Here is a 16,186-nt window from a genome sequence, read left to right on the forward strand (position 1 = left end):
TACCGGGGCCTTCACCTGGAATAACGTCCATTTTTCCGGCGTTCCTTCACTGCGGCCGGGGACGCACGGCAGCGGGCACATCGCAGTGCCGCCACATGGTGAATGTTCGCGATTCCCACCGGGTGGGCACTATTCCGGCAGGGTGCGGTAGTCTCTACACACCTAACAGCAGCAGGGCCAACGTCGTCCCTCTTGCCTGCAATCGCCAATCAAGACGAAGCAGACGAAGACGACGGGAGGGATTCAATGCCTGCTGCCCGCCTCGGGTTCCCCGAGCCCCAGGGCCTATATCACCCCTCGCAGGAGCACGACGCCTGTGGTGTGGCGATGGTCGCGGACGTCGCCGGGCGCCGAAGCCACGACATCGTCGCCAAGGCCCTGACGGCACTCTGCAACCTGGACCACCGAGGGGCCAAGGGTAGCGAACCAGACACCGGTGACGGCGCGGGAATTCTCACCCAAATACCTGACGCGTTCCTCCGTGACGCGGTGGACTTCCCCCTTCCCCCGGCCGGTTCCTACGCCGCCGGCGTCGCCTACCTGCCGATGGACGAGCAGGCCCGCGCGACCGCCGTCCGGATGATCGAGGAGATCGCCGCCGAGGAGGGCCTGACCGTCCACGGCTGGCGCGAGGTGCCGATCGACACCGCCCACGCCGGGCCGAGCGCCCGCGCGGTCATGCCGGCCTTCCGGCAGCTGTTCGTGTCCTCCCCGAACGGCGAGTCCGGGCTGGAGCTGGACCGGCTGGCCTTCTGCCTGCGCAAGCGGGCCGAGCACGAGGTGGACGTCTACTTCCCCTCGCTGTCCTCGCGCACCATCGTCTACAAGGGCATGCTGACCACCCCGCAGCTCGAGCCGTTCTTCCCCGACCTGTCCGACGAGAGGTTCGTCAGCGCGATCGCCCTGGTGCACTCGCGGTTCTCGACCAACACCTTCCCGTCGTGGCCGCTGGCCCACCCCTACCGGTACGTCGCGCACAACGGTGAGATCAACACCGTCAAGGGCAACCGCAACTGGATGCGGGCCCGCGAGGCGATGCTGGCCACCGACCTGATCCCCGGCGACCTGACGCGGCTGTTCCCGATCTGCGACCCCGACGGCTCCGACACCGCCTCCTTCGACGAGTGCCTGGAGCTGCTGCACCTGGGCGGCCGGAGCCTGCCGCACGCGGTGCTGATGATGATCCCCGAGGCGTGGGAGAACCACACCGAGATGGATCCGGCGCGGCGCGCCTTCTACGAGTACCACTCCACCTCGATGGAGGCGTGGGACGGCCCCGCGTCGATCACCTTCAGCGACGGCACCCTGGTCGGCGCGGTCCTCGACCGCAACGGCCTGCGCCCGGGACGCTTCTGGGTGACCGACGACGGCCTGGTCGTGCTGGCCTCGGAGGCCGGCGTGCTGGACATCGAGCCGTCCAGGGTCGTGCGCAAGGGCCGCCTCCAGCCGGGCAAGATGTTCCTGGTCGACACCTCGCGCGGCAAGATCATCGAGGACGACGAGATCAAGGCCGAGCTGGCCGCCGCCCACCCCTACGGCGACTGGCTGCACGCCGGGCTGATCCGCTTCGAGGAGCTGCCCGAGCGCCAGCGCCCGATCGTCACCCACGAGGCCCTGGTCAAGCGCCAGCAGACCTTCGGTTACACCGAGGAGGAGCTGCGCGTCATCCTGGCCCCGATGGCCAAGGCCGGCGCCGAGCCGATCGGCTCGATGGGCACCGACAGCCCGGTCGCCGTGCTGAGCGAGAAGCCCCGGCTGCTGTTCGACTACTTCAGCCAGTTGTTCGCCCAGGTCACCAACCCGCCGCTGGACGCGATCCGCGAAGAGCTGGTCACCTCGCTGCAGACGACCATCGGCCCCGAGGGCAACCTGCTCGCGCCGGACCCGGCGTCCTGCCGCCGGCTCGTCCTGCCCTACCCGGTGGTCGACAACGACGAGCTCGCCAAGATCATCCACATCAACGACGAGGGCGCGCTGCCCGGCTTCCAGCCGCACGTCGTCTCCGGCCTGTTCGAGGTCGCGGGCGGCGGCGAGGCGCTGCTGCACCGCCTCGAGGAGATCTGCGCCGAGGTGTCGCGGGCCATCGCGGACGGCTCGCGCACCATCGTGCTGTCGGACCGCGGCTCCGACGCCCGCCTGGCGCCGATCCCGTCGCTGCTGCTCACCGGCGCGGTGCACCACCACCTGATCCACGAGAAGTCGCGCACCCGCGTCGGCCTGGTCGTCGAGACCGGGGAGGCCCGCGAGGCCCACCACATGGCGCTGCTCATCGGCTACGGCGCCTCGGCGGTCAACCCGTACCTGGCGATCGAGACCATCGAGGACCTGATCGCCTCCGGGGCGCTGGCCCTGGAGCCGCGCGCCGCGGTGCGCAACCTGATCAAGGCGTACGGCAAGGGCGTCCTGAAGATCATGTCCAAGATGGGCGTGTCCACGGTCGCCTCCTACACCGGCGCGCAGATCTTCGAGGCGCTCGGGCTGAGCCAGGAGGTCATCGACGCCTGCTTCGCGGGCACCACCTCCCGGCTGGGCGGCGTCGGCTTCGACGTGCTCGCCAAGGAGGCCGCGCTGCGCCACCAGCGGGCCTACCCGCGCGCCGAGAACCCCCACCGCCGCCTGGAGGTCGGCGGGGAGTATCAGTGGCGCCGCGAGGGCGAGCCGCACCTGTTCAACCCCGACACCGTCTTCCGGCTCCAGCACGCCACCCGCACCCGCCGGTACGAGATCTTCAAGCAGTACACCGAGCTGGTCGACACCCAGGCCGAGAAGCTCATGACCCTGCGCGGGCTGTTCAGGCTGCGCGAGGGCGTGCGCCCGCCGGTGCCGATCGAGGAGGTCGAGCCGGTCTCGGCGATCGTCCGGCGGTTCTCCACCGGCGCGATGTCCTACGGGTCGATCTCCAAGGAGGCCCACGAGACCATCGCGATCGCGATGAACCGGCTGGGCGCCAAGTCCAACACCGGCGAGGGCGGCGAGGACCCCGAGCGGCTGTACGACGCGACGCGCCGCAGCGCCATCAAGCAGGTGGCCTCCGGCCGGTTCGGCGTGACCAGCGAGTACCTGGTCAACGCCGACGACCTGCAGATCAAGATGGCCCAGGGCGCCAAGCCGGGCGAGGGCGGCCAGCTGCCCGGCCACAAGGTCTACCCGTGGATCGCCAAGACCAGGCACTCCACCCCGGGCGTCGGCCTGATCTCGCCGCCGCCGCACCACGACATCTACTCCATCGAGGACCTGGCCCAGCTCATCCACGACCTGAAGAACAGCAACCCCACGGCGCGCGTGCACGTGAAGCTCGTCGCGGAGGTCGGGGTCGGGACGGTCGCGGCCGGGGTCAGCAAGGCGCACGCCGACGTGGTGCTCATCTCCGGCCACGACGGCGGCACCGGCGCCTCGCCGCTCACCTCGATCAAGCACGCGGGCGCCCCCTGGGAGCTCGGCCTGGCCGAGACCCAGCAGACGCTGCTGCTCAACGGCCTTCGCGACCGCATCGTCGTACAGGCCGACGGCCAGCTCAAGACCGGCCGGGACGTGGTGGTCGCCGCGCTGCTCGGCGCCGAGGAGTTCGGCTTCGCCACCGCGCCGCTGGTGGTCTCCGGCTGCGTCATGATGCGCGTCTGCCACCTGGACACCTGCCCGGTCGGCGTCGCCACCCAGAACCCCGAGCTGCGCAAGCGGTTCGCCGGCAAGCCCGAGTTCGTGGTCAACTTCTTCGAGTTCATCGCCGAGGAGGTCCGCGAGTACCTGGCGGCGCTCGGCTTCCGCTCGATCGACGAGGCCGTCGGCCACGCCGAGGTGCTGGACACCACGGCCGCCGAGGACCACTGGAAGGCCGCGGGCCTCGACCTGTCGCCGATCCTGCACGTGCCTTCCCTGCCGGAGGGCACGCCGCTGCGGCGCGTGGTCGAGCAGGACCACGGCCTGGACAAGGCGCTGGACAACACGCTGATCCAGCTCGCCGAGGGCGCGCTGCAGTTCGGCGAGCGGGTGACGCTGGAGCTGCCCATCCGCAACGTCAACCGCACGGTCGGCACCATGCTCGGCCACCAGGTGACCAAGCGGCACGGCGGAGCCGGCCTGCCCGACAACACCATCGACGTGAGCTTCACCGGCTCGGCGGGCAACTCCCTCGGGGCCTTCGTGCCCAGGGGAGTCACCCTGCGGCTCACCGGCGACGCCAACGACTACCTGGCCAAGGGGCTGTCGGGCGGACGGGTGACCGTGCGCCCGCACCCGGACGCGCCGTTCAGCGCCGAGACCCAGGTGATCGCCGGCAACGTCGGCCTGTACGGGGCGACCTCCGGCGAGGTGTTCATCAGCGGCGTCGTCGGCGAGCGGTTCTGCGTGCGCAACTCCGGCGCCACCGCCGTCGTGGAGGGCGTGGGCGACCACGGCTGTGAGTACATGACCGGCGGCCGGGTGGTCGTGCTCGGCCCCACCGGGCGCAACTTCGCGGCCGGCATGTCCGGCGGCATCGCCTACGTGCTCGACCTCGACGCCGAGCGGGTCAACCGCGAGATGGTCGCCATCGAGGAGCTCACCGAGGAGGACTCGGAGTTCCTGCGCGACGTCGTCGAGCGCCACCTCGCCGAGACGGGCTCGACGGTCGCCAAGACGCTGCTGGACGACTGGGACGGCACGCTCACCCGCTTCGGCAAGATCATGCCGGTGGACTACAAGCGGGTCCTGCTGGCGCAGGAGGCCGCGCGCGCCGAGGGCAGGGACATCGACCAGGCGGTCATGGCCGCCGTACAGGGTTAAGGGAGGTTTCACCGATGGCCGACCCCAAGGGGTTTCTGACGCACGAGCGTGAGCTGCCGGCGCGCCGCCCGGTCGACGTCCGCATCCGCGACTGGCGGGAGGTCTACGAGGACTTCCCGCGGCCCGCCCTGACCAGGCAGGCCGCCCGCTGCATGGACTGCGGCATCCCGTTCTGCCACAACGGCTGCCCGCTCGGCAACCTCATCCCCGAGTGGAACGACCTGGTCTACCGCGACGACTGGCGCGAGGCGATCGAGCGGCTGCACGCCACCAACAACTTCCCGGAGTTCACCGGCCGCCTGTGCCCGGCTCCGTGTGAGGCGGCGTGCGTCCTCGGCATCAACGCGGACCCGGTGGCGATCAAGCGGGTCGAGGTGGAGATCATCGACCGGGCCTTCGACGAGGGCTGGGTGACGCCGCAGCCGCCGTCGGCCAAGACCGGCAAGCGGGTCGCCGTCGTCGGCTCGGGCCCGGCCGGGCTCGCCGCCGCCCAGCAACTCACCCGCGCCGGTCACGACGTGGTGGTCTTCGAGCGGGCCGACCGCGTCGGCGGCCTGCTGCGGTACGGCATCCCCGAGTTCAAGATGGAGAAGCGGCACATCGACCGGCGCCTTTCGCAGATGCGCGCCGAGGGCACCGAGTTCCGCGCCGGCGTCAACGTGGGCGTGGACGTCAGCGCCGAGCGGCTGCGCGAGGAATTCGACGCCGTCGTCCTGGCCGGCGGCGCCACCGCCTGGCGCGACCTGCCGGTGACGGGCCGCGAGTACGAGGGCATCTACCAGGCCATGGAGTACCTGCCCCTGTCCAACAAGGTGCAGGAGGGCGACCTGCCCGCCTCGCCGGTGTCGGCCGAGGGCAAGCACGTCGTGGTGATCGGCGGCGGCGACACCGGCGCCGACTGCATCGGCACGGCGGTGCGCCAGGGCGCGCTGTCGGTCACCCAGCTGGAGATCATGCCGAAGCCGCCGGAGCTGCGGCCGGACTCGCAGCCGTGGCCGACCTACCCGATGCTGTTCAAGATGGAGAGCGCCCACGAGGAGCTGGAGGCCGGGGACGGCGCGCGGGTGTACGCCGTCTCGACCACCGAGTTCGTCGCCGACGAGCAGGGACGGGTGAAGGCCCTGCGGCTGGTGGACGTCGAGGGCCCGGCGAGCGGGTTCCGGCCGATCCCCGGCACCGAGCGGGAGATCCCGGCCGAGCTGGTCACGCTGGCGATGGGCTTCCTCGGTCCCGAGAAGGGGGCTCTGCTCACCGACCTGGCGGCCCTGTCCGCCGACCCGGACGCGTTCTTCGACGCCCGGGGCAACGTCGCGCGCGACAAGTCCTACATGTCGGGCGTGGAGGGCGTCTTCGTCGCCGGTGACATGGGCCGGGGGCAGTCGCTCATCGTGTGGGCGATCGCGGAGGGCCGCTCGGCGGCCGCCGCGGCCGACCGTTTCCTGAGCGGCCGGACGGCGCTGCCCGTCGCGATCCCGCCGACGGCCCGGCCGCTGGTGTGACGCTCTGAAGGACGGACTGAAGGACGGCGTCCCCCGATTCGGGGCGCCGTCCTTTTTGTGGTAATCCGGTCATCCCATACGGTGTTTATAGCTATATATGTGTGTAATGGGTCGAATGCCGGAGTATCTGATCGCAGTTTGCTTTGGTGCTCGATCCCCTGAAAGATGCTGCCTCGTTGTAGGACAGGCATGAGGGGAAGGTCCATGGTGCGGGGGTACAAACGCCTGGCGGGCGCCGCCGTCTCACTCGCGGTGGCGGGTACGCTCGCCGCCGCCTCGCTGGTGACAGGGGCGGGTCCGGCGGGCGCCGCGCCGCCGGTCGCGGGCAGGGGTGAGTACCTCGTCTTCTATGGCGCGGGCGCCCAGGCCGAGGCGCTGAGCGCCGTCAAGGCGGGCGGAGGCGTCGCCGCCGCCGTCGAGGCCAAGCTCGGCTACATCATCGCCCGGGGCCCTCGCACGGGCTTCGCCGAGGCGCTCGGCGCGAGTCCCGCCGTCGTCGGCGTGACCGACAATCGCCGCATCGGCGCCGCCACGGCCGTCGCCGCCGGCGCCGGCCCGCTCACGGCGCCGCTGTCGCCGGCCGCCGCCGAAGGCGCCTCGGCCGCGGATGTCTCCGCCGCGAACGCCTCCGCCGCGAACCCGTCCACGGTGGGGAAGGCGGTCAAGGCCGAACCCCTGGCGGGACGCCAGTGGGACATGAGGATGATCGGCGCCACCCCCTCGGGCTCCTACGCCGTCAACCGGGCGAACAAGAAGGTCACGGTCGGCATCATCGACACCGGCGTGGACGGCAGGCACCCCGACATCGCCCCGAACTTCAACCGGGCGCTGAGCCGCAACTTCGTGACCGACCACCCGAAGGACCCCAACGGCAAGACGCTGGACGGGCCGTGCGAGGTCAAGAGCTGCAAGGACCCCGCCGACGTGGACGACGACGGGCACGGCACCCACGTCGCCAGCACCATCGGCTCGCCGATCAACGGCATCGGCGTCGCTGGCGTGGCGCCCGATGTCTCGCTCGTCAACATCCGCGCCGGCACCGACGCCGGGTTCTTCTTCCTCAAGCCGGTCCTCGACGCGCTCACCTACGCCGGCGACGCGGGCATCGACGTGGTCAACATGAGCTTCTTCGTCGACCCGTGGACGTTCAACTGCACCAACAACCCGGCCGACTCCAAGGCCGACCGGCTCCAGCAGGCCGGCATCGTCACCGGCGTCCAGCGCGCGCTCGACTACGCCCGGGCCCGCGGCGTCACGCTCATCAGCGCTCTCGGCAACGGCTCGACCGACCTCGGCGACCCCACGACCGACAAGGAGAGCCCCGGCTATCCGCTGGGCAAGGAGCGCGAGCGCACCATCGACAACTCGTGCGTGAACGTCCCGGCCGAGTCGCGCGGCGTCATCTCCGTCTCCGCCCTCGGCCCCAGCAAGCGCAAGGCCTGGTACTCCGACTACGGCACCGAGCAGACCGACCTGTCGGCCCCCGGCGGCGACCCCTCCGACGCCGGCACCTCGCTCAAGGGCGCCACCAGGGAGATCCTGGCCGCCGCGCCGACGCACGTGCTGCGCCGCGAGAAGCTCATCAACGCCGCGGGCAAGCCCCTCGGCGGCTCGGTGGTGCGCGAGTGCCACCACGGGCACTGCTCCTACTACCAGTACCTGTCCGGCACCTCCATGGCCTCCCCGCACGCCGCGGGCGTCGCGGCCATCCTGGTGGCCCGTTTCGGCAGGCCGGGCAAGGGCGGGCTGACGCTGTCCCCGTCCAGGGTCGAGCAGTTGCTGTACGCCACGGCCACCCCGGTGAGCTGCCCGGCCTCGGGCTCGACCACCTACTCGGTGAGCGAGGAGACCCACACCTGCGCCGGGCCGGCCGCGAAGAACGGCTTCTACGGGCACGGCCTGGTCAACGCCTACCGGGCGGCCACGGCCAAGGGCTGAACGGCCTCCGAACGCCTTCTGAGGCCCCGTCCGGCGCGTCCGGGCGGGGCCTGCGGGCGTTCACCGGGCAGGGCGCCCGCCGTTCACCTGCCGGGCCGCCGGCGGTCCACCGGGTCCGTACGGCCTGCGGGCACGCTGCGGGGCAACTATCCTTCCTAGAGCACGCAACACGAAAACGGACCCCGCGCGCCCTTCCGCGCCGGTCGCGGCCTCTGCCCGCAAGAAGCGGGCCCCACCTGCGGCGACGTGCGGAGCGCACGCGATGGCAAGGCTGATGTCACCTGGATTTCCCCAGGGGCTGTGCACTTCGTCATCATCAAGTGGTCTGTACCAATTAGGGTAGGACTTGTGAGTCGTCGAGCGAAGATTGTCTGCACACTGGGGCCCGCCACCTCCTCCCCGGAGCGGCTGCGCGAGCTGATCGCCGCCGGAATGAACGTGGCGCGGTTCAACCTCAGTCACGGGAGCCACGAGCTCCACAAGGAGATCCACGGCCGGGTGAGAGAGGCGGCCGCCGAGCTCGGCAAGGCCGTCGGCGTCCTCGCCGACCTGCAGGGCCCGAAGATCCGTGTGGGGCGTTTCGCCGAGGGCCCCGTCCGGCTCGGCTTCGGAGACGTCTTCACCATCACCACCGAGGACGTCCCCGGCGACCGCGAGATCGTCTCCACCACCTACGAGGGCCTGCCCAACGACGTCCAGCCGGGCGACAAGATCCTCGTCGACGACGGCCGCCTGGCCCTGGAGGCCATCGAGGTCGACGGCCCCCGCGTGGTGACCAAGGTGCTCGTCGGCGGCATGATCTCCGACAACAAGGGCCTCAACCTGCCCGGCGTCGCGGTCTCGGCCCCCGCCCTCACCGAGAAGGACGAGGAAGACCTGCGCTGGGCGCTGCGCACCGGCTTCGACATGATCGCGCTGTCGTTCGTGCGCAGCCCCGAGGACGCGCAGATCGTCCGCGCCATCATGGACGAGGAGGGCGTCCACCTGCCCCTCCTCGCCAAGATCGAGAAGCCGCAGGCCGTCGAGTGCCTCGAAGAGATCGTCGACGCCTTCGACGGCATCATGGTCGCCCGCGGCGACCTCGGCGTGGAGCTCCCGCTGGAGCAGGTGCCGATCGTGCAGCGCCGCGCCATCGCCCTGGCCAGGGAGAAGGCCCACCCGGTCATCGTGGCCACCCAGATGCTCGACTCCATGATGAGCGCCCCCCGGCCCACCCGCGCCGAGGCCTCCGACGTCGCCTACGCCGTCATGGACGGGGCCGACGCCGTCATGCTGTCCGGCGAGACCTCCGTCGGCAGCTACCCGGTCGAGTCGGTCGCCACCATGGCCCGCATCGCCTCGGCCGCGGAGGCCGAGTCGCTGGAGGCCACCCACACCTTCGACCGGCTTCCCGAGACCACCGGCGGGGCCATCGCCCGCGCGGCGGCCGAGGTCGGCGCCATCGTCGGCGCCAAGGCCCTGTGCGCCTTCACCATGTCGGGGGAGACCGCGCGGCGGCTCGCGCGCTACCGCTCGCCGATCCCGCTGCTGGCCTTCACCTCGGCCCCCGAGGTGCGCGGCCAGCTCGCCCTCACCTGGGGCGTCGAGACCTTCGAGGTGCCGTTCGTGCACCACACCGACGACATGGTGCGCCAGGTGGAGTCGGCCCTGCTGTCCATCGGCCGCTACGAGAAGGGCGACAAGGTCGTCATCGTCGCCGGCTCGCCTCCCGGCAACCACGGCTCCACCAACGCCCTGCGCGTCCACACCATCGGCTCCGCGGTCTCCAGCGACCACTGACCCACGCCGGCGAGCACCGGCAGGCGGCTTCCCGCCTGCCGGTCATCGGTGTTTCCGCGCGCGATGACGGCCGCATCGCGCGGACGGGCGTGCCGGGGAAGCGGGAGCCGCGGGACGAAGGCGCCGAGGTGATCGCGAAGGCCGAGGGGCGGCACAGCGAGGCGTCGGGGCCTGAGAAGAGCGAAGCCGCGCGGCGGTGCCGCGCGGCTGCCCATGCGTGTGCCCCGAGTGGGATTCGAACCCACACTGTATGGATTTTGAGGCCATCGACTCTGCCGTTGGTCTATCGGGGCGCCGTGGTGCTCGTGCCCCTAATCTAGCGGACGTCGGTACTCTCTTGGTCGTGAGTACGCAGCGGCGAGTGGTGATCGCGGAAGATGAGGCGCTGATCCGCCTCGATTTGAAGGAGATGCTGGAAGAAGAGGGTTATGCCGTCGTCGGCGAGGCCGGTGACGGCGAGACGGCGATCAAGCTGGCTCTGGAGCAGCGCCCCGATCTGGTGATCCTGGACGTCAAGATGCCGATCCTCGACGGCATCTCGGCCGCCGAGCGCATCGTGTCCGAGCGCGTGGCGCCGTGCCTGATCCTGACGGCGTTCTCGCAGCGCGACCTGGTCGAGCGGGCGCGGGACGCCGGGGCGATGGCCTATCTGGTCAAGCCGTTCACCAAGTCCGACCTGGTGCCGGCGATCGAGATGGCCGTGAGCCGGCACGAGGAGATCGCGGCCCTCGAGCGCGAGGTCACGACCCTCGGCGAGCGCCTCGAGACACGCAAGCTCGTCGAGCGGGCCAAGGGCCTGCTGATGGCCGAGCACGGCTGGACCGAGCCGCAGGCGTTCCGCTGGATCCAAAAGGCGTCGATGGACCGGCGGTTGAGCATGCGCCAGGTCGCCCAGGCCGTCGTGAGCGAGGCCAAGCCTCCCGAGGAGTCCTGATCTGACGGCGCGGTTGACACCGTGCCGTCCCGCCGTGTCAGATCGGACGGGTCCGGCGGCGCCCGGTCGCCCGCGAGCCCATACAGTCGATCTTGGTCGGCCGTGCAACCGCGATGTGACCTTTACTTTTCGTGCTGATCGCCGAAGAGGACCGGTGTGATAACGAAGCGGTAACGTGATGTGACTCTGTACCGACCTGTGACTTGAGCTGGGTGTAATGCCGTCAACGAACCCTGGCCCAACTGCCAGGGTGGCTCTGTGAACCCGATCCCGGGATGCGGGATCAGGCGAAAGGAAGGCAACCTTGCGGCCCAAGATTGCTCGCCTCGGGGGCGTGCTCGCCGTCGGTGTGGCACTTACCGTTGGTCTCGCCGCCTGTGGTGGCGCTGACTCGGGCTCCGGCACCGGTGGCGGCGATTCCGCGGCGCCCAGCACGCTGAAGATCGGCTTCATGGGGGACCTGACGGGTGAGAACTCCGGCATCGTCATCCCGCCGAGCAATGGCGCTCAGCTTGCCGTGGACGAGTACAACGCGACCAACCCCAAGGTCAAGCTCGAGATGGTGAAGTACGACAGCCGCGCCGACCCGACGACGGCCGTCAACCTCGCCCAGCAGGCCATCAAGCAGGACAAGGTCGTGGCGCTGGTCGGCCCGGCGTTCTCCGGCGAGTCCAAGCAGGCCGTGCCGCTGCTGGAGGAGGCGAAGATCCCGAACATCTCCGCCTCGGCCACCAACGTCGACCTGGCCAAGAACGGCTGGAAGTACTGGCACCGCGTCGTCCCGAACGACGGTGTGCAGGGCCCGGCCATCGCCGACTTCGTCGCCGGCGCCGCTGCCGCCAAGAGTGTCTTCGTGGTCGACGACAAGTCCGAGTACGGCAAGGGCCTCGCCGACGCGGTGCGCGCCCAGCTGAAGACCAAGGGCGTCACGGTCACCGACGACGCGCTCGACCCCGCCGCCACCGACTACTCCTCGACGGTGAACAAGGTGGCCTCCGCCAAGCCGGACGCGGTGGTCTTCGGCGGCTACTACGCCGGTGCCGGCAAGCTGCTCAAGCAGCTCCGCGACAAGGGCGTGACGGCGAAGTTCTTCTCCGGCGACGGCTCGCTCGACAAGGGCATCATCGAGAGCGCCGGCGCCAAGCAGGCCGAGGGCGCGCTCATCGGCTGCCCCTGCCGCATCCCGACCTCCGCCGAGACCGACGAGAAGGTCAAGAAGTTCGCGGCCGACTACAAGGCGAAGTTCAACGCCGACCCGCTGATCTACGCGACCGAGGGTTACGACGCCATGACGGCCTTCACCAAGGCCATCGCCGGCGGCGCCACCACCGCCGACGCGATCAACGAGGCGGTCGGCAAGTCGGACTTCGACGGCATCTCCAAGCACATCTCGTTCGACCCCACCGGTGAGCCCTCCGCCAAGTCGATCTACATGTACCAGGTCAAGGACGGCCAGATCGGGCTGCTCGGCGACACGACGACGGCCAAGCTCGGCTGACGGCAGGTAGACAAAGGCCAGCCAATGAGGGGCGGGAATCGCAACGGCGCTCCCGCCCCTGTCCGTGCCCGCCTCGCGTGAAGGCTTCCTTGAAAGCGAAACTCCGTGTTCGATAACCTCCTCGGCTCCTTCTGGCCGTACACGATCGACGGCCTCATCCTGGGCGCGATCTACGGCCTCGTCGCCCTCGGCTACACGATGGTCTACGGCGTGCTGCGCCTCATCAACTTCGCGCACTCCGAGATCTTCATGATCGGCACCATGGCGTCGGCGTTCGTGGTGATGGCGCTCGGCATCACCACGCCGCTCACCGGGTTCGCCCTCGTCGGCGGCCTGCTGTTGATGGTGCTCGCGGGAGGCTTCGCCTCCGCGGGCTCGGCCATGCTGCTCGAACGCATCGCCTACCGGCCGCTGCGCAAGCGCGGCGCCTCGCGCCTGGCCGCGCTCATCTCGGCCATCGGCGCCTCGCTCTTCCTCCAGGAGCTCTTCGCCCTGGTGATCATCCCGCACGTGTTCAACCGTCCGCAGCAGGGCCGCAACCAGATGGGCGTGGCCCGCATCATGGAGAAGGACACCCTCTTCACGCTCGGCGGCGCGCAGATCCGGGCCGACCAGGTGCTGATCTTCGTGGCGGCGATCGGCATGATGGTCCTGCTGGACCTGCTGGTGAACCGCACCAAGATCGGCCGTGGCATCCGGGCCACCTCCCAGGACCCCGAGACCGCGGTCCTGATGGGCGTGGACATCGACAAGATCGTGCGAATGACGTTCCTGATCGGTGGCCTGATGGCTGGGGTCGCCGGCGCCCTGTTCGTGCTGCAGTTCGAGGTCACCAAGTTCTCCATCGGCTTCCTCCTCGGCATCAAGGCGTTCACCGCCGCCGTGCTCGGAGGCATCGGCAACCTACGCGGAGCGTTGCTCGGCGGCCTGTTCCTCGGTCTGATCGAGAATTACGGCGCCGCGGTCTTCGGCTCGGGATGGAAGGATGTCATCGCGTTCACGGTTCTCGTCCTGGTCCTGATGTTCCGGCCCACCGGCATCCTCGGTGAATCACTCCAGCAGGCGCGCGCATGAGCACGAACACGACGATCACCAACGGCAGGAACGCCTTCTCGGCGTTCATCGACGGCGTCCGCGACCGGTGGGCGACCGCCCCGGGCTGGCAGCGCTGGACGCTCTACGTCGTGCTGTTCATCGCGGCGCTGCTGCTGCCCACCGAGTCCCTCGGCCCGATCATGTCGCCGTACAGCGACTGGGCCAGCGTCCTGTTCTTCCCCATCGGCACGTACGTGGTGCTCGCGATCGGCCTCAACGTGGTCGTCGGCCAGGCCGGCCTGCTCGACCTCGGGTACGTCGCGTTCTTCGCCATCGGCGGCTACTCGATGGCGCTGCTCGGCACCCGCATGGGGCTGAACTTCTGGGAGATCCTCGTCGCCGGCGTGATCCTGTCGGCGCTCTCCGGGGTGGTGCTGGGTGGGCCTACGCTGCGCCTTCGCGGCGACTACCTGGCCATCGTGACGCTCGGCTTCGGTGAGATCGTCCGCCAGACGGCCGAGAACACCGACGCCATCGGCGGCCCGCGCGGCATCGCCGGCATCCCGCACCCGCCGAGCATCGACGGCGTCTCGCTCTTCGGGGTGGACATCTTCCACTACGGGGTGCTGGACCCCCGGCCGTACTACTACCTGCTGGTGGTGGTGGCCACGGCCATCATCATCTTCGTCAAGCGCTGGGAGAAGAGCCGGGTCGGCCGCGCGTGGGCCGCCATCCGCGAGGACGAGGACGCCGCCGAGGTCATGGGCGTGCCGACCTTCAAGTTCAAGCTGCTGGCCTTCGCGATCGGCGCCTCGATCGGCGGCGCCATGGGCGTCGTCTGGGCCTCCAAGACGATCTCGATCAACCCGAACGACTTCCTGTTCATGCTGTCGGCGACCATCCTGGCGGCGGTCGTGATGGGCGGCTCGGGCAACATCCCGGGCGTCATCCTGGGCGCGTTCCTCGTCGCCTGGCTGCCCGAGCGGTTCCGCGGGCTCTCCGAATACCGCATCATGGTGTTCGGCGCCGCGCTGGTCGCCTTGATGATCTTCCGTCCCGAGGGCCTGCTGCCCTCGCGGCGCCGCAGGGCGGAGCTGGCCGAGGGCACGGGCGGCATGGGCGCCATGGGCGCCGAGGTCCCTGCGCCGGATGCCCACACCGCAGCAGCCGAAGGGGCAGCGAAATGAGCGATCCGCGTCCGCTTCTGCAGCTGCAGAAGGTCAAGATGCAGTTCGGCGGCGTCACCGCGCTGCGTGAGGTGGAGCTGACGATCAACGAGGGTGAGATCTTCGCCCTCATCGGGCCGAACGGCGCCGGCAAGACGACGGTGTTCAACGTCGTCACCGGCGTCTACCGCCCGACGTCCGGCCAGGTGGTGTTCGACGGCGACCGCATCGACGGCATGAAGCGGTTCAAGGTCACCAAGCGCGGCATCGCCCGCACGTTCCAGAACATCCGGCTCTTCCACAACATGTCCGCGCTGGAGAACGTCATGGTGGGCGCCGACGCCCACCACCGCGCCGGCATGTTCAGTGCGGCCCTCGGCCTGCCGTGGCACCGCCACGAGGAGCGCGACGGCAAGGCCCTGGCCCACGAGCTGCTGGAGTTCGTCGGCATCGGCAACCGCTCCGGGGAGACGGCCAAGAACCTGCCCTACGGTGACCAGCGGCGGCTGGAGATCGCGCGGGCGCTCGCCACCAAGCCCAAGCTGTTGCTGCTGGACGAGCCCGCGGCGGGCATGAACCCGGCCGAGAAGGAGTCCCTGCAGGGCCTGATCCGCAAGATCCGCGACGCCGGCCGCACGGTCCTGCTGATCGAGCACGACATGGCCCTGGTCATGGGCATCAGCGACCGCATCGCGGTGCTGGACTTCGGGCAGAAGATCGCCGACGGTCTCCCCTCCGAGGTGCAGAACGACCCGCGGGTCATCGAGGCGTACTTGGGGGCTCCCGCAGATGCTTCTTGAAGTCAAGGACATGCACGTCCACTACGGCAAGATCGAGGCGATCAAGGGCATCTCGCTCGAGGTCGCCGAGGGTGAGATCGTCACGCTCATCGGCGCAAACGGCGCCGGCAAGACGACGACCCTCAAGACCATCTCGGGCCTGCGGCCCCTGTCGTCGGGCACGGTCACCTTCGACGGCAAGGACATCAGCAAGCTTCCCGGGCACAAGCGGGTGCTGGCGGGCATCGGGCAGTCCCCGGAGGGCCGCGGGGTGTTCCCCGGCATGACCGTCACCGAGAACCTGCTGATGGGCGCCTACACCCGCAGCGGCGACCTCACCAAGGACCTCGACGAGGTCTTCGAGCTGTTCCCGCGGCTGGCCGAGCGCAAGAACCAGGCGGGCGGCACGATGTCCGGCGGCGAGCAGCAGATGGTCGCCATCGGCCGCGCGCTGATGAGCAAGCCGAAGGTCCTGCTGCTGGACGAGCCGTCGATGGGCCTGGCGCCGATGCTGGTCGCCCAGATCTTCTCGATCATCAAGGAGATCAACAACCGGGGCACCACCGTGCTGCTGGTCGAGCAGAACGCCCAGCAGGCGCTGCAGCTCGCCCACCGCGCGTACGTCCTGGAGACCGGGCGGGTGGTGAAGTCGGCCGCCGCCTCGGAGCTGCTGGACGACCCGCAGGTCCGCGAGGCGTACCTCGGCGGCGAGCTCGGCGCCCACTGACGGGTGCCGCGCGAGCGTCGCGACGTTCTGAGCGGCCCGGCCGGACGCCTCCGGCCGGGCCGTCGCGCGT

The 16,186-nt window shown here is 70.0% G+C and carries 10 protein-coding genes and 1 tRNA gene; 10 read left to right on the plus strand and 1 reads right to left on the minus strand.

The window, feature by feature from the left end:
* Positions 1 to 246 precede the first annotated feature (246 nt).
* The 4 genes from gltB (at position 247) to pyk (ending at position 9,977) form a co-directional block, all read left to right on the plus strand.
* Entirely contained in the window at positions 247 to 4,761 is a 4,515-nt protein-coding gene (gene gltB / locus ABZT47_RS24005; RefSeq protein ID WP_354846046.1) for a glutamate synthase large subunit, read from the plus strand.
* A gap of 14 nt (positions 4,762 to 4,775) precedes the next feature.
* Positions 4,776 to 6,260 (plus strand): glutamate synthase subunit beta, encoded by a 1,485-nt coding sequence (locus ABZT47_RS24010; RefSeq protein WP_354846049.1) that lies wholly within the window; start codon positions 4,776 to 4,778, stop codon positions 6,258 to 6,260.
* Positions 6,261 to 6,449: 189 nt separating this feature from the next.
* Entirely contained in the window at positions 6,450 to 8,198 is a 1,749-nt protein-coding gene (locus tag ABZT47_RS24015) for a S8 family serine peptidase (RefSeq protein WP_354846052.1), read from the plus strand.
* Between the two features lie 348 nt (positions 8,199 to 8,546).
* A complete protein-coding gene (pyk, locus tag ABZT47_RS24020; RefSeq protein WP_354846054.1) occupies positions 8,547 to 9,977 on the plus strand; it encodes a pyruvate kinase in 1,431 nt (476 codons plus the stop codon).
* A 220-nt stretch (positions 9,978 to 10,197) separates the two neighbouring features.
* Here the strand turns inward: pyk and ABZT47_RS24025 are convergent.
* Positions 10,198 to 10,270 (minus strand) — tRNA-Leu (locus ABZT47_RS24025).
* Between the two features lie 50 nt (positions 10,271 to 10,320).
* On the opposite strand from ABZT47_RS24025, the gene ABZT47_RS24030 reads away from it, so the two are divergent.
* From ABZT47_RS24030 to ABZT47_RS24055, 6 genes are all read left to right on the plus strand, one after another.
* Positions 10,321 to 10,911, plus strand: coding sequence for a response regulator (locus ABZT47_RS24030; RefSeq protein ID WP_354846057.1), 591 nt, complete (start codon positions 10,321 to 10,323; stop codon positions 10,909 to 10,911).
* 349 nt (positions 10,912 to 11,260) lie between these two features.
* Positions 11,261 to 12,409 (plus strand): branched-chain amino acid ABC transporter substrate-binding protein, encoded by a 1,149-nt coding sequence (locus tag ABZT47_RS24035; RefSeq protein ID WP_354846488.1) that lies wholly within the window; start codon positions 11,261 to 11,263, stop codon positions 12,407 to 12,409.
* 105 nt (positions 12,410 to 12,514) lie between these two features.
* Positions 12,515 to 13,483 (plus strand): branched-chain amino acid ABC transporter permease, encoded by a 969-nt coding sequence (locus ABZT47_RS24040; protein WP_354846060.1) that lies wholly within the window; start codon positions 12,515 to 12,517, stop codon positions 13,481 to 13,483.
* Complete coding sequence (locus tag ABZT47_RS24045; protein ID WP_354846062.1) at positions 13,480 to 14,631, plus strand: branched-chain amino acid ABC transporter permease; 1,152 nt, start codon at positions 13,480 to 13,482, stop codon at positions 14,629 to 14,631. Before ABZT47_RS24040 ends, ABZT47_RS24045 begins: the two co-directional genes overlap by 4 nt.
* Positions 14,628 to 15,410 (plus strand): ABC transporter ATP-binding protein, encoded by a 783-nt coding sequence (locus ABZT47_RS24050; RefSeq protein WP_354846065.1) that lies wholly within the window; start codon positions 14,628 to 14,630, stop codon positions 15,408 to 15,410. Before ABZT47_RS24045 ends, ABZT47_RS24050 begins: the two co-directional genes overlap by 4 nt.
* Complete coding sequence (locus tag ABZT47_RS24055) at positions 15,400 to 16,116, plus strand: ABC transporter ATP-binding protein (RefSeq protein ID WP_354846068.1); 717 nt, start codon at positions 15,400 to 15,402, stop codon at positions 16,114 to 16,116. The genes ABZT47_RS24050 and ABZT47_RS24055 overlap by 11 nt, the downstream gene beginning before the upstream one ends.
* The last annotated feature ends 70 nt before the right edge of the window (positions 16,117 to 16,186 follow it).

Origin of the sequence: Sphaerisporangium sp. NPDC005289 (assembly GCF_040607455.1) — a bacterium.
Classification (GTDB): domain Bacteria; phylum Actinomycetota; class Actinomycetes; order Streptosporangiales; family Streptosporangiaceae; genus Sphaerisporangium; species Sphaerisporangium rhizosphaerae.